17 protein-coding genes are annotated in these 21,296 nt (G+C 36.5%); 9 read left to right on the forward strand and 8 right to left on the reverse strand.

Translation table 11 applies throughout. The features are described from left to right. The first annotated feature begins 179 nt into the window (after positions 1 to 179). Complete coding sequence (locus P20429_RS13730; RefSeq protein WP_007581834.1) at positions 180 to 1,073, forward strand: cation diffusion facilitator family transporter; 894 nt, start codon at positions 180 to 182, stop codon at positions 1,071 to 1,073. Positions 1,074 to 1,137: 64 nt separating this feature from the next. On the opposite strand, the gene P20429_RS13725 is transcribed toward P20429_RS13730, so the two are convergent. Continuing rightward, positions 1,138 to 5,637 (reverse strand): EAL domain-containing protein, encoded by a 4,500-nt coding sequence (locus tag P20429_RS13725; RefSeq protein WP_007581835.1) that lies wholly within the window; start codon positions 5,635 to 5,637, stop codon positions 1,138 to 1,140. A gap of 166 nt (positions 5,638 to 5,803) precedes the next feature. Here P20429_RS13725 and P20429_RS13720 point away from each other — a divergent pair, with 166 nt between their 5' ends. The 3 genes from P20429_RS13720 (at position 5,804) to P20429_RS13710 (ending at position 8,478) form a co-directional block, all read left to right on the forward strand. After that, positions 5,804 to 6,355, forward strand: coding sequence for an isochorismatase family protein (locus P20429_RS13720; protein ID WP_007581836.1), 552 nt, complete (start codon positions 5,804 to 5,806; stop codon positions 6,353 to 6,355). Between the two features lie 148 nt (positions 6,356 to 6,503). Then, positions 6,504 to 7,970 carry a methyl-accepting chemotaxis protein gene (locus P20429_RS13715; RefSeq protein ID WP_007581837.1) on the forward strand — a complete coding sequence of 489 codons (1,467 nt, stop codon included), beginning with the start codon at positions 6,504 to 6,506 and terminating at the stop codon, positions 7,968 to 7,970. Continuing rightward, on the forward strand, positions 7,954 to 8,478 hold the full coding sequence (locus P20429_RS13710; RefSeq protein ID WP_007581838.1) for a DUF6436 domain-containing protein: 525 nt from the start codon (positions 7,954 to 7,956) through the stop codon (positions 8,476 to 8,478). The genes P20429_RS13715 and P20429_RS13710 overlap by 17 nt, the downstream gene beginning before the upstream one ends. Before the next feature lie 60 nt (positions 8,479 to 8,538). Here the strand turns inward: P20429_RS13710 and P20429_RS13705 are convergent, their stop codons facing one another. Next, positions 8,539 to 9,096 (reverse strand): TMEM165/GDT1 family protein, encoded by a 558-nt coding sequence (locus P20429_RS13705; RefSeq protein ID WP_007581839.1) that lies wholly within the window; start codon positions 9,094 to 9,096, stop codon positions 8,539 to 8,541. Between the two features lie 778 nt (positions 9,097 to 9,874). Between P20429_RS13705 and P20429_RS13700 the strand changes: the two genes are divergently transcribed. The 4 genes from P20429_RS13700 (at position 9,875) to P20429_RS13685 (ending at position 12,687) form a co-directional block, all read left to right on the forward strand. Beyond that, the gene (locus tag P20429_RS13700; protein WP_007581840.1) at positions 9,875 to 10,366 is read left to right on the forward strand and encodes a hypothetical protein; all 492 of its coding nucleotides are present in this window, start codon (positions 9,875 to 9,877) and stop codon (positions 10,364 to 10,366) included. A gap of 63 nt (positions 10,367 to 10,429) precedes the next feature. Continuing rightward, positions 10,430 to 11,023 (forward strand): hypothetical protein, encoded by a 594-nt coding sequence (locus P20429_RS13695; protein WP_139047174.1) that lies wholly within the window; start codon positions 10,430 to 10,432, stop codon positions 11,021 to 11,023. A gap of 372 nt (positions 11,024 to 11,395) precedes the next feature. After that, positions 11,396 to 12,247, forward strand: coding sequence for a hypothetical protein (locus tag P20429_RS13690; protein ID WP_007581842.1), 852 nt, complete (start codon positions 11,396 to 11,398; stop codon positions 12,245 to 12,247). Beyond that, positions 12,244 to 12,687: a hypothetical protein gene (locus P20429_RS13685; protein WP_007581843.1), complete on the forward strand. Its 444-nt coding sequence runs from the start codon at positions 12,244 to 12,246 to the stop codon at positions 12,685 to 12,687. Before P20429_RS13690 ends, P20429_RS13685 begins: the two co-directional genes overlap by 4 nt. Before the next feature lie 912 nt (positions 12,688 to 13,599). Here the strand turns inward: P20429_RS13685 and P20429_RS13680 are convergent. Genes P20429_RS13680 through P20429_RS13665 form a run of 4 tightly spaced genes read right to left on the reverse strand, consistent with a single transcriptional unit; the run spans position 13,600 to position 18,528 of the window. Next, complete coding sequence (locus P20429_RS13680) at positions 13,600 to 14,931, reverse strand: hypothetical protein (protein WP_007581844.1); 1,332 nt, start codon at positions 14,929 to 14,931, stop codon at positions 13,600 to 13,602. Beyond that, positions 14,931 to 15,902 (reverse strand): TniB family NTP-binding protein, encoded by a 972-nt coding sequence (locus tag P20429_RS13675; RefSeq protein ID WP_007581845.1) that lies wholly within the window; start codon positions 15,900 to 15,902, stop codon positions 14,931 to 14,933. The genes P20429_RS13680 and P20429_RS13675 overlap by 1 nt, the downstream gene beginning before the upstream one ends. Beyond that, entirely contained in the window at positions 15,896 to 17,920 is a 2,025-nt protein-coding gene (locus P20429_RS13670; RefSeq protein ID WP_081473428.1) for a DDE-type integrase/transposase/recombinase, read from the reverse strand. The genes P20429_RS13675 and P20429_RS13670 overlap by 7 nt, the downstream gene beginning before the upstream one ends. After that, positions 17,917 to 18,528, reverse strand: coding sequence for a TnsA endonuclease N-terminal domain-containing protein (locus P20429_RS13665; protein ID WP_007581847.1), 612 nt, complete (start codon positions 18,526 to 18,528; stop codon positions 17,917 to 17,919). Before P20429_RS13665 ends, P20429_RS13670 begins: the two co-directional genes overlap by 4 nt. 715 nt (positions 18,529 to 19,243) lie before the next feature. Here P20429_RS13665 and P20429_RS13660 point away from each other — a divergent pair. After that, the gene (locus tag P20429_RS13660) at positions 19,244 to 19,567 is read left to right on the forward strand and encodes a hypothetical protein (RefSeq protein ID WP_007581848.1); all 324 of its coding nucleotides are present in this window, start codon (positions 19,244 to 19,246) and stop codon (positions 19,565 to 19,567) included. 494 nt (positions 19,568 to 20,061) lie between these two features. On the opposite strand, the gene P20429_RS13655 is transcribed toward P20429_RS13660, so the two are convergent. Together P20429_RS13655 and P20429_RS19295 are read right to left on the reverse strand one after the other, a co-directional pair. After that, positions 20,062 to 20,451 (reverse strand): hypothetical protein, encoded by a 390-nt coding sequence (locus P20429_RS13655; protein ID WP_007581849.1) that lies wholly within the window; start codon positions 20,449 to 20,451, stop codon positions 20,062 to 20,064. Between the two features lie 120 nt (positions 20,452 to 20,571). Next, on the reverse strand, positions 20,572 to 21,063 hold the full coding sequence (locus tag P20429_RS19295) for a hypothetical protein (protein WP_033026471.1): 492 nt from the start codon (positions 21,061 to 21,063) through the stop codon (positions 20,572 to 20,574). Between the last annotated feature and the right edge of the window lie 233 nt (positions 21,064 to 21,296).

Consider the following 21,296-nt stretch of genomic DNA (forward strand, 5'->3'; position numbering starts at 1 on the left):
TCAACCACCGAAGTTCAACAAGCCCTACTAATTATTAGCACATTTTTTTTGATTTACTAAGTTTTTAGTGCGTTTGAGGGCAGTACGTATTATAATTGATACTGTATATCATTACCCTTTTCTACTCTAAGCCATCTTTGGTTTATTTGCACTTTAAGTATAGGTTATTCAAGCATTTCATGACAGAAATCACTACACACCAAGCTTCTCGTCGTCGGTTACTTATTGCGCTAGCAATTACGTGTTCGTTTATGGTAATTCAGGTTATAGGTGCTTATTATTCTAATTCGCTTGCTGTACTTGCCGATGCGGGGCATTTGTTTGTTCACAATAGCTCGTTATTCATCGCACTGATTGCATCAAGTCTCGCTATTCATTTTGCTAAAACCTATAACGATGGTCATCAAAGAGCCGAGCTTTTGGGTGGTCTGGTGAACGGATTTTTATACCTAGCAATCAGTTTAATTATTTTGTATGAAGGTGGTGAGCGCTATATACACCAGCATGAAGGAAATGAGCTGGCTATTAATAGTTATTTAATGTCGGTTATTGCTGCTATTGGTTTTTTGTTTCATGGTGCTGCTGCATGGGTTTTATATAAAGGCCGCAAAGCGAGTATTAATGTTTACGCGGTATTTTTACATTCATTCTTTGATTTGATTTCTACCGTATCGACATTTGTGGCTGGTATTCTTATATATTTTACGGGCTGGGTTGTTATCGATATTTTATCGAGCATGTTAATCGCCTCTTTCGTGTTGTTTACCGGTGTTAAGGTCATTATTAGTTGTATAAAAGGTTTACGCTTAAATAAGGCCAAACTTCCTAAAGTTGCAGATATTGAAAGTGAGATTACAGATATGGAGCATGTTCACAATGTCCATAACGTCACTGTAACGCGTAAATATAAGGGTGTAGTAGTCGGGGCGCACGTTGTACTTAAAGAGCATTGTACTATTGAAAAACACGATGAAGCATGTCGTATGAAGGTAGAACAACTGTTAGCTGAAAAATTTAATGTACGCAATAGTGTATTACAAATAGAAAGCCACGAATGCCATCACATCCATTAGTAGCATTTAATTAATATAAAAGCGTGTAATAATGATTAGCACGCTTTTAATGTTTTAAATCAAATCAAATCAAATCAATGATATTGCTAAAACAATCGCTTTTACGTAAGTCTTTAGCATCCATTGGCCTTGCAAAGTAATAACCTTGCAGTACAGTACACCCAACCTCGGCTAAAAAGATCATCTGTTCGCGCGTTTCTACTCCTTCTGCAATACAGTAAAGATCTAGGTTTTCGGCCAATGAAAGAATGGTCTTAATAATTGACTCATCCCCTTTATCTATACCAATACTGTTTACAAAGCTTTGATCTATTTTAATAACATTAATAGGAAATTGGCTCAAGTAGGTGAGTGACGAGTAACCAGTACCAAAATCATCAAGTAGTAATTTAAACCCAGCAGCTTTTAAGTTTTGTAGCTGCTTGGCTGCTTTGAGTTTATCTTCTAGTAAAATACTCTCTGTTATTTCAAGTCTTAATTGTCTTGGATGAACTTGAGAGTCCGCTAATATGGACATTAACCGTTGGGTTATGTTTGTTTTTAAAATGTGTTTAGGAGATAAGTTTAAAGATATATAAAACAATGGGTTTGCGCTGAGTATAGGTGCAATTTCAATAAGAGCTCGTTGCAATGCTTGCTCAGTAAGGAGTTCTATTAAACCGGTTTCTTCTGCTACCGGTATAAAAAGTGCTGGCGATACCAACTGTCCTTGATTTTTCCAGCGCATGAGTAACTCCACGCCATTTATTGTTTTTTCTTGTATGTCGATAATGGGCTGATAGTGATTAAAAAATCGGTTGTCTTTTACTGCATCTTTTAAATCATTTTCGAGCAGTAACTTTTGTTTTATCAGCTCATTCATTTCATCGCTAAAAAACTTAAAGTCGTTTCTCCCGCCTTGTTTAGCGTGCATCATCGCAACATCGGCATTACGGATAAGTATATCGGTGGTTACAGCATCGAATGGGTATAAAGCGACGCCAATACTGGCTGAAATATTAATAGAGAAGTCTTCAATAATTACTTTATTAGCTAACTCATTACTAATTTTTCTTACTGTATCTCGAAGAGACTGAAGCGATTTTATATTTTGAATCAGCACTAAAAATTCATCACCACTTTGGCGGCCAAGTTTTGCGTTTACGCCAAGCATACCGTTCACTCTTTGTGTAATATTACATAAGAGCTTATCGCCAACTGCGTGGCCAAAAGAGTCATTAACAGGTTTAAACTTATCTAAATCAATAAATAATAACGCGCATTGTGTATTACTTTCATTGGCATGTTTAATCGCTTTTTCAATGTTTTGATACATTAAACTACGATTTGGGAGATGTGTTAGAGGATCAAAATTAGCCAAATAGCGCAGTTCGTTTTCTGCACGTTTTTGCTCAGTTAAATCTGTAATAACAACCACGTAGTAGCTTGCAGTATCTTTTGTTACGGCTGTGGCGCTTATATGTACTGGATGTTCGTTACTCTTTGCTGTTTTTATATAAGCATCACTTTGCCAGTTTTCTGTAGCTTTTAATTTTTTTAAAATATTTGCAAACTCTCTACACTTATCTTTACCAATGGCCCTAATAAATAATTTTGGGCTAATTTTAGTGGCCGCTTGTTCATTTGAAAACGTTTCAATAAAACTGTTGTTCGCAGAAAATGGCATTAAATGCTTATCGAGTATAAGTAACCAGTCGTTTATTTGGCTAAACGCTTCACCTAGAATTTTTGCTTGTTGCTCATTAGCCCGTTGCTCAGTGATATTGGTATATATGCCAGAAACATATAGCGGCTCATTTGTTTGAGGATCGTATATAACTTGTCCTGTATCTTGATACCATAACCAATGCCCATTTTTATGCTGTAGACGATAAGTTGCTTGCCAGTTTTGTTGTTTTTTGTACTTGAAGTAGTTTTCCCATTGGTTTTCAAAACGACGTCGGTCATCTGGGTGTATTAGTGCTAAAAATTGATCTATATGCACGCGTACAGGCAAGCCTGTATAGCCTAATTCACTTCCTCTGAGCGTACTTACGGAAGCATCTTTAAAATTATAATCCCACACGCCACTTTTGTTATTTTTAAGCGCGAGTTCTGTTTGCTTTTGCGAATGAATAGTCGCTCTATGGGCTTGTTCAATTGCAACTTGGCGGCTGCGGTATTGCCAAAAAATGAAAAACAACACGGCAATTATTAAAACTACATAGGCGACAATAGCAAAGGGCGACTTCCATGGTGCGTAGGCCACGTTGATATTAAGTGTTGCAGGTTCGCTTGTAACAATACCATCGCGATTATGTGCTGATATTTTTAGCGAATAACTACCGGGTTGAAGTTTTGTGAAAAACACTTGGTTAGATTGTAAGTCTTCATATGTAAGGGACGTTGGCCCTGAAAGAATTACCTTATAATACGCTTTGTCTATATTGGGGTAAGAAAAGTTAGAAAAACTAACTGTAAGGCCCATGTCTTCATAACTGAGATCAAGTGGTTGGCTAAGGTATTTATGAGGGTAATAATCGAGCTCTTTGGTAAAAAGGTTTATATCGGTAATCGCTACATTATTTTTTTTAAATAATTCTTTTTCATCAAAGTCTAAGGGGTCAAAAAGTAGGGCGCCCGCATTACTACCAAATATAAGCCTGCCATCGTTTAATGTTGTTGCTGCTATAGGAGTAAATTGGTTTATATTCAACCCGTCTTTTACTGAATAACTCACCACATTGAGTGTATCTAGGTTTATTTGATATAAACCATTGTCGGTACTTGCCCATAAAAAACCATTTTCATCAGGAAGTAACGAATAGATAGAGTCAGTATTAAATGAATTTTTTAATCCTATGTAGTGTTTTCTCTCATAAGTAACTGGGTCAACACCAAGCAAGCCTTCCTGGGTGGTTGCCAACCATAAAATATTTCGTTTTGAGTCTAAGTAAAAGTTTTCTACAGTGTAAAAAATATCTTCTTTAGGATTAAAAGACTGGAATATAGTCGTTAAAGTTTTCGTTTTTTCTTTGTACCTAAAAAAACTTTTTGATGTGCCAAGTACAAACTCTTCAGGATGTGTGTCGAGGGGTTTATAAAAAGCATAAGAAAATAAAGGGTCAACTTGCTCTTTGAGTCCTTTAATAATTCTTGTCTTTCCGGTTGTTTCATTAAAAACATAAAAGTTATCATCAGACATAAATGCATATTTATTTGCATCAACTTGGGCAAAACCAAATAAGTTGAGCTGGTTAATTACATTATTGTCTGTGTCTTTATTTTCAATAACTTTACCCGTTTGCTTATCGAAAAGTTTAAAACCATCATAAGTAACAAGCCAAAGAAATTGATCGTTTCCAATTGAAGACGCAAAAATATCAAATACCGCAGATGCTCCGTATATTGCTTTTGAGTCGGTCGAGCTTAAATATACTTCACTTTTATTTGTTGCTTTGTCGTAGCGCGCAATTCCATCTTCTGTTCCTAGCCATATAATATTATTTTTATCTTGGTAGGTGGCATGAACAGTATTGTTACCGGGTAAAAAAATGTGTTTAAACCGTCGGGTTTTAATTGGCCAGGTAAACACGCCTTGGGTTCTAGATGCGAGCCAAAGCACGCCGGACTTATCAATCATTAGATCGTTGATTGAGTTTTCATTAATATTAAACTTACTTTTTTCATAATTTAATATGAACTCTAACTCTTTGGTTTCGCGGTGATAACTAAATAATCCACTTTCGGTTGCTACAAACTCGCCGTAAACAGTATTGGCATAATCCCATATATTATAATCAGGAATTAATGTTGTAACATTTGCTGCAGATATATTTTTGTTATTATCAAATGCTAATTGATACATACCTTCGACAGTACCAACAAGTAATCCTAATTCATTATCAACACTTAAAAATTTGACGTTTATATTATCTATCGTATTTTTTTCAGGGGGATGAAGAGGGATTTTTACAAGTTCTGAATTATCTATATTTGCAGTGTATAAACCATCATTTGTACCAATATATAAAGTGTTTTTATATATCGTTAATGACCTAATGTAGTCCCTTTTATTTGGGAGTGCTAGCTTAAGTGTAAAGTGTTTACTCGTCTCATCAAATGTATATATTTGACCATCTATGGCGAAGTAAAAAGTATCTTGTTGCTGAGTCATTGCGGAGATTGGAGAAAACGTCTTTTTTTCTTTATCTATTTGACCAGAATAGATTTTTTCGGTTTTTAAAGTGAGGGGATCTATTATATACGCACCAGAAAGATCAGTTGAGACAATGATTTTTCCGTCTTCGGCTTTAAATAATGCATAAATATAGTGTTTATCTAAGCCAAAGCCACCATTAAAAGTTTTTACATTATAACCATCAAAACGGTTTAAACCCTGTTGGGTTGCTATCCAAATATAACCAATATCATCCTCTTGAGTCTGCAAAACGTAACTTTGCGATAGGCCTTCGTCAGTAGAAATTCGTTGTAATTGTTGAGCATAGTTTTGTGATGCAAAAGTGCTTTGGATGCATAGTAAAAAAACAATGGTGATATGAAAAAAAAGTTTGCTCAAACGCACTTATAAACACTCTCAGTGGAGGATAGGATGATACTTAGCTAGATAGTAAATATAGCATAAGTTTTTATTTTTTAATTACAAATAATATACGTAAAGTTAAAAGCTCTATTTTCAAATAGTGAGCTAATCTATATAGATAACAGTTAATGTTCATAAGGAGAGTATAGTGGTTTTATCTAATATTGATGCAAAAAATAGCGTGTTATTAATAATAGACTTACAAAAGTTGCTCGCTTCTGCAATTAAAGACTTTCCGAATATTTTAAAAAGTACATTGCAGTTAGCGCAGGCGGGTATTATTCACGGTGTCCCAGTCTTAATAACCGAGCAATATGTCAAGGGGTTGGGCGAGACTAATCAGCAAATTAAAAATACGTTACCTAATGCTACGTATTTTCATAAAACGTACTTTAGTGCGTGTGCAGAGCCTGGCTTTGTTGATAAGTTAAAAAGCTATGGTAAAAAGCAAGTTGTTGTTGTTGGCACTGAAGCGCATGTGTGTGTTTTACAAACATGCTTAGATTTAATAGAAAATGGTTTTGAAGTTATTATCGTACACGACGGAGTTGGCTCGAGAAATCCGCAACATAAAAATTTGGCGATTGAACAGCTACGCCAAGCTGGTTCGGTAATTTCATGCGCTGAAATAGTTATTTTTCAATGGACAAAAAAAGCAGCAACGCCTACGTTTAAAAAAATACTGCCTATAATTAAGTAGACGGCATGTATATAATGTAAATTAAATGTATTATTTTTTGGTGTGTCGGTAGTTTATTATTGTGTTCAGTAAACTGAAACTCGTTTTGATACGTATATTGCAGACTGCTTTATAAAACAACAATGCAAACAACAATTTTAAGGTTCTTATGTCTAGTATTGGCCGGTTATTTACAATTATTTTTAGTCTTTTGTTTGTCGAATCTATCGCTATTGGCTTGTATTTCGACACATTAGCGCAGGCCTTTATGATAGGTTTGCCATTGTGTTTATTACCTATATGGCTTTTAAACACACAAGGGGATAGTCCTGTTACCCCGCATGTGGTAGCTGCCGCCATAATGATGTTTTCTTTTTTGCACATTCAACAAACTTTTGGGTTGATTGAAGTCCATTTTGAAATATTTATTTTAATGCCCATGTTAATTGTTTTTGTACAGTGGCGAGTGTTTATTACTACAATTGTATTTGTAGCTGTTCATCATTTATCTTTTTATTATTTACAAACTCAAAATACAGGATTTTATGTATTTGACCCTGATAGGCTTGCTTTTACTACGGTGCTTATTCATGCTGGATACGCAATAGTTGAAGTGTTAGTTGCAGGCTACATTGCCGTAATGTTGCAACGCGAACGTCGTGCGGGCCTATCTTTAAGTTATGCGACAGAGCAAATCATGCAAGACCCTGAAAATATTAAACTCTCTCTTCGTGCTGATGACACTAAAAGTGAGGCTGTAGCAGGGTTTAACACGTTACTAGATTACTTATCTGATGTTATTAAGCAGGTACAAACTCAATCAGAATCACTGCAAAAAAACTCACAAGAGCTTATACATGTTCATGATCAGCTGGCCGGTGGTGCAGTGCAGCGTACACAACAAACTGATGATATTGCTAATTCTGGCGCTCAAGTTGCTAATGGTTTTAAACTTGTAGAAGAAGAAAGTGAGGTGCTTAAGCGTCAAGTAGACCATATTACACAAGCTGCGAGCGACGCATTAAAAGAAGTACTTCAAACAGATGCTAAAAGTAGAGAGCTGTTAACACTACTTAACCATACTGAAGAAAAAATAAACCACTTAGTGGCAGCGGGCGATGTTATTTCAGGTCTGCTTAATGAAATATCAGGTATTGCTGAGCAAACAAACTTACTTGCTTTAAATGCCGCTATTGAAGCTGCCCGTGCAGGCGAACATGGTCGAGGTTTTGCTGTTGTTGCTGATGAGGTAAGATCTTTGGCTAACCATAGTAAAGCAACAACAGATAAAATTAGTCTAACATTAAAAGATCTTGTTAATAATAGTAAAACGTCAACACAATCAATGAGTCAGTGTGTGAATTTTGTAGTCGATTTAACAAGTATTAGTGCTGCAATGAAAGAGAATATTTCAGCAATGAGCGAGCAAATAGCCGCAGTATCTTCAAGCTCTGATTCAGTTGCACAAGTTGTAGCTGAGCAGGCAGGTAATACTGAGTTAATAGCAAGCAGTACTGATACTATGCGCCAAAATCAGTACCAAGATACGCAAATAGTGCAGCAGTTAACCGCTAAGGTGCAGTTAATCGATGTAAGTATTGATGTGTTAGAGCAAAGCATTGCCAAGTTTAAATAAATCTAACACTTTCGTATTTTCGCTTATAGCTACATGGCTTATTTGTGTTGTTGCAGGGTTAGTTTATTTTCAATTAGAGCAGCTTAAACCGTTTGACAGCTCAAAAGTTTTATTGCAAAAACACTGGTTTAATAACTTTAAAAAGCAATTGGATTGGGTTGATACTGGTGAGCCGTCTTTAGTGCTTATAACAGAAAAAAAATGCGGGTGTACTATACAAGCTAAGCCGCATATTTCATCGTTAACCTCTTTTGCTGCCAATAAAGCTATGAAGGTTGTACAAGTTGAATTAACACCAAAGCTTAAACACGTTATTCCGGCAACGCCTGCCGCCGTTATTATTAATAAAAACGGTGAGTTTGTTTATGCGGGGCCGCTCTCTGAAGGATTAGCTTGTGCCCAAGGAAGTGGTTTTGTTGAAACTGCGGTCACTAATTTAGCAGCAGGTTTTAATTCCAACCTTTTAATTACACAAACCAAGGGATGTTACTGTGTAAATAATGCATAAATAACGTATCGATAAACTAAAGCTCGCACTTAAATCAATAGTTGCGAGCTTTAATATTGATTAAATTGTAACTAAGCCATAAATACCTAATGACACAAACACAAAAGCAGCAATAGCACGTACGGTGTTTAGAGATATTCTTTTTAGTAATGCATTACCAGCGTATATAATAGGCACGTTAGCAATTAGCATACCTAACGTAGTTCCTACTGTTACCCAAAACACAGACTGATATTGTGCGCCTAACAACACCGTCGCTACTTGTGTTTTATCACCAATTTCTGCAATAAAAAATAATACAAAAGCGACTAAAAAAGCCCCGTAGCTATCGTATTTACTACTTACAGCTTCGTCTTTGTCTGGAACTAATAGCCAAAGGCCAACAACAATAAAGCTGATGTTTACAAGCCAAGGTAAATATTCAGAAGAAAAACTATTACTTAACCACTGCCCAAACCACGCTGATAGGCCATGATTGAGTAAGGTTGCGGCTAAAATACCAAGAATAAGCGCGCCTTTATTACGAAAACGGGCGGCTAACAGGAGCGATAATAGCTGGGTTTTATCGCCTATTTCGGCAAGTGTGACAGTGACGGTTGAGGTTAAAAAAACTTCCATTATTGATTCTTACAGGCGGGAATACTAAACCAAGGCAAACAACTATCTCCCGCCATGAGGATAGTGTCTACCTAGGTCTCGCCGATAACGCTTGCTACAACATTACAAACTTACCATGCACATGAGGTGCAATTATGTTGATAAGTTTACTCATTACTGAGCGGGCTACTCCCCTAAGAGGCGGGCATTATTCCACAAAACTTTTGTGCGGTAAATATTATTGACCACTACAAATATAGTTAATTTATTCGGGAGTAATAAAGTTAGCTTTTAGCAATGAGTTGATAGTCAGGAAAGAGCGATAACCGGCCAGTCAAAAGCGATTAAGCATTACATCATCTTTGATTTATCCATAGCCCTCACTGTTAAATGGCATCTCGCGGTTTATTGGTGTGATGAATTTAGATGTGGCGACAAATAAAATAGCGCGAACGAGTTAGCAGCCTTGCTTGCTGCATTAAATCAATGAGTTAACCTGCTTAACTACTCAGGCTAGTCGCGATTGTGCGTGAGAAAAAGATCATTGCTTAACGGCGAAACATTAGGTTTAATAGGTGGATAATAAACGCTGAGTAACGCAGGGATAGCTTAGATACGATAGACACGCCAGTAAAGCTGGCTTGATATCGCTAAGGTCATAAAAAGCAAATTCCCATAGCATAAATAACACCAACTCTGACACACCGAGCAGGTAGCGCCTCAGTCCAACAAGCGATTATGCAACACAAACTGCGTGTCGCATAAATACTAAAATGTTATGGATTAAAGTCGAGTTTGCATGTGTGATTTATTACAAAAATATCAAATTTTAATTGCTGGATTCTTAGGTTTTTCAGGGGTTGTTGTGACAATCTTGGCAAATGGTTTTTTTTCAAGGCAACAGCATAAACGTGAGCTTAATTCGAAAATAGACAGCGTAAGGATTGCTATTCTCTCTGAATTGGAAATAAACCAATCATCATTTGAGACACGAATTGAACAATTGAGCCAGCCGATAAATTCTAATGCTCATATTCCAAAAACTCTTTTTACTGATGTTTATGATACTTTATTAAATCAGGTCGGTTTGCTAAATGACGACCAGGTATCAGCAGTAATAAAGGCATACTTACTCATAAAAGAGTTGCCTTATTTCTTTCAACTATATGCTGATGATTCTAAAGAGGGTTTCGTTATCGTTAAAACAGATAAAAGAAAAGTTATAGCTGAGATGCATCAAATAAGATTAGAACCGATCAAGATGGCAATTTCTAGCTTAAAAAATGCATAATAAAGTCGTAAACGCGGACAAAAAACTGTTGGCTGTTACAACTGCGTTGCCTTTGGAGGAATCGTGGAAAAGCTTTTAAACATGTTTGGTTATTACAAACGTAAAAAGAAAAAAGAATACAAACCAATTCGTTATATTCAATCAGACGAACCAATTGATATTGGTGAAAAATTAAAAGAGCTCATGGTTGAAGGGAATAAATGGGCGAGAGAGCGAAAAAAAGAAGATTATGAACTGGTTGGTATGTTTTTTACTATTGTGCTGCTAATTGAGCATAAGTTGGTCAATCTCCTCAGAGTCATTGATGACGATATCGAAAATAAGATGTTGGGTTCTAAAATAGATGTTTTTAAGGATTTTTTAAAAGTCTACAGACCTGAAGAGGGTGAGGATCTTGAAGATTATCGGAAGTTAATCCAGCCTTTGAATGAGATAAAGAAGTTAAGAAATTCATTGGCTCACGATGTCACTAAACCCAGATTTGAGTATCGAGAACTAATACAAACTGAATTGTACGTAAAAAAACGACGACCTGACATGCATGACAAGTTTAAAGACTGTGAAGATGACAGAGGAAAGTGTTTAGGTCTTCTTGCCACATTTGGTTTTGTACTTTCTTTCGAAATTGCAAAACTGCGGGTAGGTGTAGAGCACTAAGGTTTATAACAAGTGCCTAAACCAAGGGACGCAAAACAGAAGGCTGCGCTCCTTCATTGCTAAGTTTAGCCAGCTATTTTGCGCCTGTTAGGTAAGCGCTATCAATGACCGCTCATGGCACTTTGCCGAAGTTCGGCTTGGAGCGATCAGCTGTCATTCTGGAAATTTGCCGCCCGCTAAGTAAGGCTAAAGGATACTTTCCCCCTTCTACATGATGAAATAACCCATCCTAAGCATAATATATATAGCTAGCAATAACTTATGCTTTTTGTTATTAATAGGAGCTAATAAAATAAGGATGTTTTCACGCTAAAATAGGGAAAGTGTCCTCTGATAAAGCTGTTAACCGTCAAGGGACAATCTCGGAGTATTATGAGTAGTAAAACGAACACATTTGAGTTGTTTAGGTATCAGATTCTTCCTGTAGACCGATACTTTCAAGGTGACTTCTTTAACGGAGTTCATAATGTTGAAGAATTGATCAAGCATAAAAACAAGTTTTTTGCTCAAGCTTTGCTGGGTCAATCAGACTTTTCAAATAAACGGCATAAGACTGTGGTCAAGCAATTACTTCATCACGGTGATTTTTACTTGTATCGAATTGCCCACAATAAGACTCTTCATAGAGAAACGCGTGATTTCAAAGATGAAACAATCGATAGTTGGCCGTCCATTCTCGTTGCGATCTGGAACCATCCCGATAAGCAGTACATAGCTGTTCAAAAAAGAACAACTGCATTTGCAAAGTGTGAAACCGTAGCAAAACTCATACTAGAAAAAATAAAGCCGCAGTTAACTCATTTTCAACTTCGAGCTATATACGAACCATTATTTGAAAAAAAACAATTTTGGACTTTATTACGAAAATATCGTGGCAAAGTAAAATCAGTTGATTTTGAAATAATAACTCCAAATATGGCAAATATCTCAGGGACATTACCTGATGATCTTAAGTTGTTTGCAAAGTGTACAAACTCGACAAGAAACAATTTGAAAATTGAATCTGAGCCTGATTCAGCACTGCATCTTGAAGAGGATAACTCTGCGTTGAAAGGTTTGGTTGACTATAGTAGTGAGGGGGGAGGTAATATTTCACTTAAGATTGATGGCATTAAGAAACATCATCAGACTTCCCGCACAGTCAAAGAAATATCGTTGGGTGAAATGGAATTAACGGGTAATGCGGAACAAATTGCCCAAGTATTAAAAGAGTTGCTCAAATGATAGGACACGTTGTAAAAACCACATTCATTGCCTTAGGGGTTGGCTTCATTGCTGAGCTGACAAACTCATGGCTTGGGTCTGAGTTTTTACATACGTTTTTAGCACAAAACCTATTTACGATACTCATTGCTTTGCTAGCTATTAACGCTACTACGATGGGTATTGTTTTGACTAAAGTTCGTGAAATGGTTGATTCTAAAGGTAGTGCTGGTTGTTTCAAACGTACTCGTGACCAAATGTTACTATCAATAAAAGAACAAATAGCACTGGTCGTCATATCGATCAGCATACTTAGTATTAAAGGTTCAGAACATATTATTGCTATGGAAAATGCTGAACTACTTCTAAATGTTGCCATTATTGGTGTTTTTGTATATTCACTTATGGTTCTTTACGACACAGCAAAGAGTGTTCTTATAATCATCGATTTTGACGGTTAACAAAGCCTTTAAGTCTGATTCCAAACGCGTGCCGAACTCTCCGCTCAAACAAGCACACGTTCACTCACAGATTAAGGCGGCGTTACGAACGTCCGCTCATGGCACAAACCAGAAATAGCGCACGCATTAATTCTATATTTATACATTAAGGTTTCTTCAGACTTAATGTAATTAATTTTCAATCATTCAAATATTTACCTAAACCTAATCTTACTTAGATTTAAGATGGACTCTAGTTAATAAATCTCAATCTAAACGCCAGACCTTGCTTGAAGTTCAAACTATTCTCAAGCTGCCGCGAATTCTCAATTTAAGTGGCGCTGGCCAAAAATGATCAGTGCCATTTAACTTGAGAATCTCAGCCAAGCAATAAAATTTTAAAACAATAACTTAGCTTGTATTTTTATGGGTACTGCGCCTCTTAAATTGAGAATTATTTACAGCTAAAAATTGCTCCAAGACGAATTCTCATCCAGCCAAAAAGTTCTCATCCCGCCTCGAAAATTCTCATTCTGCCGCTGTAGAACTCAAACTTTATTTTAATGGACACTTAATTAAGTAGATTCAGTATTCGGTGAATTAGTGGCGAACACTATAGGCTAATATTTACTTAGTAAAAGTGTAGTAAATCGTGTAGAAAATGGGTTTTTAGGATAAAGAAAAATGATGCCCTTTAAGTGAAAACTAAAATGCAGGTATGCAAAGCTCCATTTACAATGTTGAGTTAGTTTAAATGTGGTGTGATTAAGGTTTAGCTTTAGATGAATTTACTAAACCTTAATTAAAAGAGGGGAAAATAAACTTATTGGTATTTAGTCGGTTAGTCTTGGTCAACTGTCAGTATTGTTATTAATAGAACATAGACAGAGAACAAGTCTCGATCTAAAAAATTAAAGTTGTGGTCATAAAATGCTAAATGCCGAGTGATAGCTGTTTGTTTTGTGTTTTCGCCAACTTCAAAGTGTCATTCTTATATATACGTTTTGAGTCACTGCCATGAATGTAAACGGGTCTGAGCTTACCGGTATTAATCAATCTCATTAGTTCAACCTTTGGTATACCGGTGACTTCAGCTACGTTTGCAACTGACATCGTTTTATCTCTTATAAGCTGAGTATGTAACTTACAAAAGGTGTCGAATGCTTCAGGCAAGACGTATATGGAATGCATCAAGTCTGAGGAAGGTTTATACACTATTGATAAATCTTTATTTTTAGCGGCTATAAGTACATCTGTTATACAGATATTGTGGAGAGCCATTAAACGATATTGCTCAGTAAGGGGAGCGTAATCTTTATCGTGACTGAATTCGGATAAAAAGGTATAAATGCCTGATATTTCAACGCGAGTATCCGTTCTCAAGGCCTTTTTAGAATCAGATCGTATTAATCCAAGTTCATGTAAAGTAACGACTTGTTTAAATGTTATGCCGATGATAGTGGAGGCTGTTTGAGCTTCAAACCAAAGTTGAGTCATAGGATCATTTGAACGAATATACTCGCTATTATACATGCCATATAGTGTGGATAATGACCCCCATTCACATAGCAAATTCTGGACAATAATTTCAATTTTGTGAAATTCAATATTCAACGGCACATCTGTTGGTACTCGTTTGGCCCTTTCATTTAAGAACAATCTAGCACTATCTGGACTATTAAGAATATCAGCCGCTTTATTCAATAATGTAGAGGTAATCTCCTTTGGCGGGAAGCTCGTTCGTGTATTGCTATTGTCTACTATCACCTTCGCTATAAGGTATGCATCGTGGACTTGTTCTTGTGATTTTAATAGCTCATTCAATGGCATGTGTGTTAAACGTAAGCCGCACAAAGGTGATGTACAGCAGCCATTTAGAAGATTAATAGTAAATTGCAGTGGTGCGTTGCAATGAGGGCATTCGGATAACAAGGCACACTCATGAATAATACAGTGGCGTAAAAACGGATTTTGCCATTGGGTCCTAAAATACCCATATTGGTTAACACAATCTGTACAAACCTGTGGCGTTAGCAATCTCGCATGTGTCCAGCACTTTATCCTTAATGATGATAAAGTGCGAGTAGTAGGAATAAGGTGATCAAGGAGTTCGTGCTTTGTTGACCTACCTTTGATAATACTGGTTAGCATAGCTTTATTTAGTACGCGAGACTCTGATTTTACACCGTTTCTTTTAAGTAAGCGAAGTACATAACCAATAGCTGACTCTGCTTCGTAGTACGAGGGTGTTATTGGGAAGCGCATTAGGATAACCTCACTGACTCATATGGTTTACGTACATGGAGCTGACTTCTAAGATTTTTTTCTTGCTCATTTATATATGCATCTAATTGTTCTTTAGTTAAGAGTTCATAATCAAATGGGTTGATAGCTCCAATTGCATATTTCTCAAAGTTTTCAAATAAAGCTTCTAGAAGCTGTTCATAGTTCATTGCTTTTCGAGTGTTATTACGTAAAAACAAATCGCGCATCGTACTCATAGTGTGCTCGCTGTAAGCAAGATAAATACGGTCAAATAGCTCGCTGTGCTTATCTTTTGTTAAGACTGGCAATCCAATGTGTTGAATGAACCAATTACAACAAGCAACCCAGTTTTTCGTTCTAGGAAGGATTGGGTTAATTTCAATGGGGCGCATTTGTCGGCGAGACATCTGCTCGTCATCGTCAAATTTACCGGCAGTCCTACCAAATGTAATAAGGCGCTTAGCACTACTTGTGCCTGCAAAAACAATTGAACAACGGATTTTGTTGCTATCGATAAGGTAGCAAAAATATTTAATAATTCGTTGAAACTCTATCCCATCATAACTCGAGGCAATATTCTGAATTTCGTCCAAAATGATTAGCTCTACTTCTAGCTCTTTGAGCAGTGTGACAAGTTGAGAGTCCAATTCAGCTGCAGAGGCACGAGCATTTTGTGTTGTTCCGTCTAGCTCTGAGATTAAAAAACGAGTTATCTCAGCAGTACTTTTTTTAAACTCCTTAAAAGCCACATAAAAGACTGGCACTGTAGTTTTCTCTGGCGTGGTAACAGGTATAAATTGAGCGTGATACTGCTTTAATATATACGTCTTGCCAGCACCGGATGCACCATAAATAAGTTGAGCTCGTTTATCCTCTGATGGGACGTAATACATATTGTGGGTTTCCGCAATCCTCTGCCATATCTTTTTTTGTACGTCACATGCGAAAATTGTACTAGGCATAGCTACCATTGTTTTTCATTTCCTTCATCATTAGAGCGAGTTGGAGCCATTTCTTTAGTCTGGCTCACCATCGTATCAGCGTAAGTATCTTGTTCACCTGAGTGCGAAATTTGGGATTTAAGGGCATTAACCTTATGAGATTCTTTTATTCGCTCCTCAATGGAAAAGCTCTTTTTCGTATTTTCATTAAAAGATGCTACTTTTGGGCCTCTACGCTGTTTACGTGTGGGCTTTTTCTTGACAAATTCAGTTATTTGACCAACATAGTGGCCTATAGGAGTATGAGAGAAATGCTCTTGATAAATTCCGCATTGGCTCAGGGTATCAGAGCCATTTAACTCAGAAAAACTGACAGGTAATGCTGCATCATAAAGGTCAATATTATCAGCGATTATTTCCACTGGTTTGTCTTCGCCAGGCAGTGTTGCTTGAACTGTTACCTTTCTCGCATCTAGCTTGTCATGAAACACAGAAACAGAGGGGTTTTCACCTAGTTCCATGTCTGTTTTAGTAGCAGCATAGAGTTTTTTCAGCTCATAACTGGAATAATCTTGGCCCAAACACCTGACAGTTCCACGTTGCTGTAATTTATATGCTGCCTTGTCTTGGGACACGTGGAAGCAGTGTTGTAGCTGACCATATGTAAATGTAGGCATAGGCGTATCGATAATTGACTGCTTCCATTTTTCGATAGGAATATGCCGAGCATTTTCATGCTCTATGTGTATGTATTCTGTTATAAATATATTCAGAAGCTTTTTAAAGTCAGATACTTTTATATCCGCGCGTTTAGCTAATGGAATTGTGTCGAGTGTTTTCGGGTTAGTACGTTTGCCAGAATAACTTTGAAATCCAATACTCGACTCTCCGTTTTGCGTCTCAATCTTCATACCTGAAAAAAAGTGATTTCTTAATACGTTAAAAAATGACTCAATGAATGGTTTCTTAGCTGGCTGATTTGATGGCGTATAATGAATATTCAACTCAAGTCGCTCCGCAGCCTTTTTTACCAATCGATTATTAAACCCAGGGCCATTATCCATAATTAATGCAGTCGGTTTACGGCCACTCATTGTAAGATTACTATCCGCCATAAAAATTTGACGTAAAAGGTTAAGCCCACCTGCAGCATTTTCAGCTTCAAAACTGAGCACAACTGAGATAGGTATTCGTGTGTATACGTCTATTGCTACATACAAAGAAATAGGTGGTGTAGGTTGACCTGTTTTGTCATCAATTAAACACATATTCAGCACTACACGGTCGCATTCAACGCGCTGCATTGCGTAATAGGTTTTAATTCGTTTGCGTAGTGTTGTCAGTCGCTTGTTCATTTCTGCTGGTGAAAGCCCTTTATAATTGTCAACGTTTTCAGCATCAGTGAGTTCTCCTAACCGCCGGTAAAAGGTGCGTTGGGATGCAATTTTAATATCATTATTTTTTAAGCTCGCCTTTTTAGCTTCTAATTTATAATTTCTGTAATATGCGCCTTTAAAAGTGGAGTTATTACACGAATAAACGGTAGAGACATAGTGCTGAAGGAAGGCTTCAGTGGCCGCATTTAGCCTTACATCACTAGTGCGTTTTTGCTCAGCAAGCGCCTCATCATTAAAATCAGATTGAACCCATGAGCGCCAATGACGACAAACTGTTTTCCATTTAAGGTGGACTGTGGCAATAGTTGCAGGATGTTCACTTTCGACTCGTTTTATGAGTTCATTATATGTTTCCTGGGTTGTAGCAGGGTATCCCTCACTAACCAGCGTTTTCAGCATAGACATGTAAATCAACCGTGAAGCAACGGTTGATTTTTGATATTCAGTTAATTCAATATGTGGGTGCTTTGAGCTTCTTAATAAAAAGACTTGAGCATCGAGGGACTTTTCAAACTCTTTTCGAGGTAATAGACGTTGTTTTGTCTCTTTGCCATCACCTGAAAGTACTATTCCTGTACTGTCAGCAAACTTAATAGACTCAACGTTACCGTATCTATTAGTAATGTCGGTGCCCGCACTATATCCCATCATCCGAAGTAAACTCGCGTCAAAATGGTAGAGACGGTTAATGGCTTTTGCATATCGAAGTTGTATACATTTGAAGCAATGAGCCCGTACGCCTCCGATATCGGGCAACTAGCAATACCTTCTAAACTTTCGATGAGTTCTCCGAAGGTTAGTTCTCCAGTAGGAAGTATTGTTAATGGAAATGATGGCTCTGAGTAATACATTGTGATCAGATTCAGGTTCGCCATAAAAATGGTATTAAGTTTATCGACGATGATGAGCCGTATACCTATTTGTGCCGTTTTTCGAGTGTATTCGTTAAAAAGGTGAATTTTGGAGCGATAGTTGTCATCCACCTGTGATTCATGATGAATTTCAATATATTCAGCGAAACCGGAACGGTATAGGACTAAAAAGTCGGGTGTATATCGACGAACTTTTTTGTCTATAGTGACTTCAATTTGTTCAGGTTGGGTGGCAAACATCTTCACATTAGGGTCACATTCCAATCTAAATGCCTGGATCAGCTCCTGAAATGACTCGGGATTAAGTACGCACTGATTTTTTTGGGAGTAAAATCGTATAACAAACCGACCTCTGTGAACGTTAGCATTCGTCTTTGTAACCGTCATAATTTCGCCTCCCAAAAAATAAATGTCTTTACACTATAGATAATAACCGTTAAATTAAAAGGTTTTATTGTGCTTAGGTTGGTGTTTGTAAGCATTTTTATAATATTCCTTTCGTCATAATTAGGCTTATCAATCCTTGGAGCCGATGAATATTTTGTATTTTTTTCAAGGGTTTATCTCACTTCAAAATTAAAAAGTTAAGTCCAATATTTTTTCTATGAGCAAATTACTTATTTTTAAGAAACTTTTATCTTTGAAATAATATAAAGGTTTCTTAATTTATTCTGCCTTGCTAATCGCGACTAAAAGCTTCAATTTTTTGCTTGAAGTATCGCGCTTTCAAATAAATTCCCAGTGCTAACTAATACTCAATGGAACGCTTGATTTTTAACCGCTGAAATTTGCATTGCTTAATCCATCAAAGGCGACTCTTTTTAAAAGGCAGTCGCTATGATTGCAGATAATGCAAAAATAAAGAAGAATAAACTGGTCTGACCTCTCCACTAACTTCTTCAAGCTTGCTTTGATTTTCACGGTAAAATCGCCGAAAATGCAGCTTATTGGTTGTGTTTGTTGTTTTTGTGAACGCAGTATTAATGTGTGCTTGTTGCTCTTATGTATCTTTTTTAAGATAAAGGGGGTTATTCTCGTTTATTAAGTTAAGGTTAATGGAGATTTTGAACTTATTTTTAATGTTAAAGAGATGGAGCTTCATATGAAACATAGGCCAGAAGGCTGGGTTGTTTTAACGTTTCAAACTATTGATAGCAAACCCTGCTATGTGTTGTTTTGTTCGTGGAGAAATGATGATGAATGGAGAGTAAGCTCAGGTTCAATGGTTCTACCTCACTTATCACCCTGTGGGAATTACTGGATTTGGCCCCAAATATCAGGCTCTGTATATGAGCTTCCCGTTGATGAAGAAAATGGCTATACCTTCTACACTGGCGCCGTATTAGATGAATTGTTAGTAAAAGGGTATCGCGATGGCACTAAGCTAAAACGCATTGCACTTAAAGATATTATGGAAGATAAATAAGGCGATTAGCGCCTTCTGATCTGTCTATTTATTTTACTTTTGAAGGTCATAGGCTCTATACAACGTTAGATACTGAGGGGCTTTGGTAAGCAAAGGTGAGAAATTTTATGATGGAAATATTGCTAGTTCTACACTAAAAGCTAATGAATGAATACAGTAAAAGCTAATGAATGAATACAGTAAAAGCTAATGAATGAATACAGTAAAAGCTAATGAATGAATACAGTAAAAGCAAAGAAGTGAGTACTTAGCGGCATTAGAAGTGGCAAGTGTAGAGAAAAATATTACCCCGTTTACAAAATTTATAGCCTCATTAATATAGTTATAGCTTTCTGAAAAAGCTAAACTTTTGTAATAGAAGAGAACAATTACCTAAACAATGAAAAATCACTCAATAAGCAAAGAAGATTAAGTTTCATGAATAGGTAATTGGGCTATTTGTTCAAACTTCTGTTTGTGTCAATAGTGTACGCTGCAACATTAACCTTGTTAGTTTATCGTTTGATGAAGCTAAGAGCTTTAATTCTTTGTTCTAACATAACATATTCACATTCCATATTTGCAACCACTGAACCGGTTCCCATATTAGCACCGATAGCACCTAAATAAAGCGAACAATGGGAATTTAAATAGGTTTTAAAATTTTCGGTATTCAGAGAGAATTCTTTACCTAGACCTCGAGAAATACCAGTCTCTTCTTGACTAACAACAATAGCATTTACTTCAGCCGTAATAATCCTTAAGTCTCGTTTTTTTTCTTCGATGAGCTGATTTAAACAACTTTCTTTTTCATACTTTGATTGATGTGATTCACAAACGGATAGCTCATTGTTAGCAAATGCACTGCTCGATAATAATACTAATATAATTAATCCATATTTCATTTAAATTCCTTAGATCGTTTTATAATTCTATAGTTTAGATAAAAACTATAACCTCAATAAAGAGGCTAAAATATAAGCGAAGTGAGATAGCCCACTGTCTTTATTCCTATTAATTACTTGTTAGCTCTTGTGTACAACTCTATCACAGCTATAAACGATACCATCGCTTTCTGATTTAAGCGTTAGCAGAGTATTACTTAGTACTAATACTTCTGATGATTCACTAATATTTTGTGGCATTAGACTTTCCAAGTTCAATAACTCATCAAATTTAGGGTGACTTAAGTTTACTAACTTTATTTCTGTAGACGTTTCGATTAAATACCCATTTTGGTATTCCCAGTTTGCACTGGTAGCTATTGAATATTCTATTTCCGGTAACTCATGTGCTTTGTAAATTAAAGTGCCGTAACTATTTGATTTACCGTTACGCACATAATTGACCTCATAATCAAGATCCACTTTCCCCCCTTCTTCTTCAAAAGATAAACTGCAATGCCATAGTCCGTATAATTGGGTTTGAAGAAAATAGTTACCTACATGTTCTGAAGTGCTACAGCCAGTGGTAATAATTACACTAGCGATCAGAGGTAAAACTTTTAAGTGCTTCATGTGTATCCTTACAGTTGATTGAAATAGCTAACAGATTTATCTGAGCTGAGGACACTTTCCCTATTTTAGCGCGAAACGTCCTTATTTTATGGGCTTATATTAATAGCAAATAGTGTAACTTATTGCCAGCCATAAATATTATGCTCAGCAGAGGTTGTTGTACTCTGTAAAAAGGGAAAGTGTTCTCTTAGTATCGCTTAGCTAATGCCAATTAATCCTGAATGACTAGTTTT

It is taken from the genome of Pseudoalteromonas sp. BSi20429, from assembly GCF_000238895.1.
GTDB lineage: Bacteria > Pseudomonadota > Gammaproteobacteria > Enterobacterales > Alteromonadaceae > Pseudoalteromonas > Pseudoalteromonas arctica.

What these genes read in the sequence shown, in the direction of transcription:
- P20429_RS13730 (WP_007581834.1), top strand. Translation starts at nt 180, where the DNA reads ATGACAGAAATCACTACACACCAAGCTTCTCGTCGTCGGTTACTTATT.
- P20429_RS13715 (WP_007581837.1), top strand. Translation starts at nt 6,504, where the DNA reads ATGTCTAGTATTGGCCGGTTATTTACAATTATTTTTAGTCTTTTGTTT.
- P20429_RS13705 (WP_007581839.1), bottom strand. Translation starts at nt 9,096, where the DNA reads ATGGAAGTTTTTTTAACCTCAACCGTCACTGTCACACTTGCCGAAATA.
- P20429_RS13700 (WP_007581840.1), top strand. Translation starts at nt 9,875, where the DNA reads ATGTGTGATTTATTACAAAAATATCAAATTTTAATTGCTGGATTCTTA.
- P20429_RS13690 (WP_007581842.1), top strand. Translation starts at nt 11,396, where the DNA reads ATGAGTAGTAAAACGAACACATTTGAGTTGTTTAGGTATCAGATTCTT.
- P20429_RS13685 (WP_007581843.1), top strand. Translation starts at nt 12,244, where the DNA reads ATGATAGGACACGTTGTAAAAACCACATTCATTGCCTTAGGGGTTGGC.
- P20429_RS13680 (WP_007581844.1), bottom strand. Translation starts at nt 14,931, where the DNA reads ATGCGCTTCCCAATAACACCCTCGTACTACGAAGCAGAGTCAGCTATT.
- P20429_RS13675 (WP_007581845.1), bottom strand. Translation starts at nt 15,902, where the DNA reads ATGGTAGCTATGCCTAGTACAATTTTCGCATGTGACGTACAAAAAAAG.
- P20429_RS13670 (WP_081473428.1), bottom strand. Translation starts at nt 17,920, where the DNA reads ATGATGGGATATAGTGCGGGCACCGACATTACTAATAGATACGGTAAC.
- P20429_RS13665 (WP_007581847.1), bottom strand. Translation starts at nt 18,528, where the DNA reads ATGACGGTTACAAAGACGAATGCTAACGTTCACAGAGGTCGGTTTGTT.
- P20429_RS13660 (WP_007581848.1), top strand. Translation starts at nt 19,244, where the DNA reads ATGAAACATAGGCCAGAAGGCTGGGTTGTTTTAACGTTTCAAACTATT.
- P20429_RS13655 (WP_007581849.1), bottom strand. Translation starts at nt 20,451, where the DNA reads ATGAAATATGGATTAATTATATTAGTATTATTATCGAGCAGTGCATTT.
- P20429_RS19295 (WP_033026471.1), bottom strand. Translation starts at nt 21,063, where the DNA reads ATGAAGCACTTAAAAGTTTTACCTCTGATCGCTAGTGTAATTATTACC.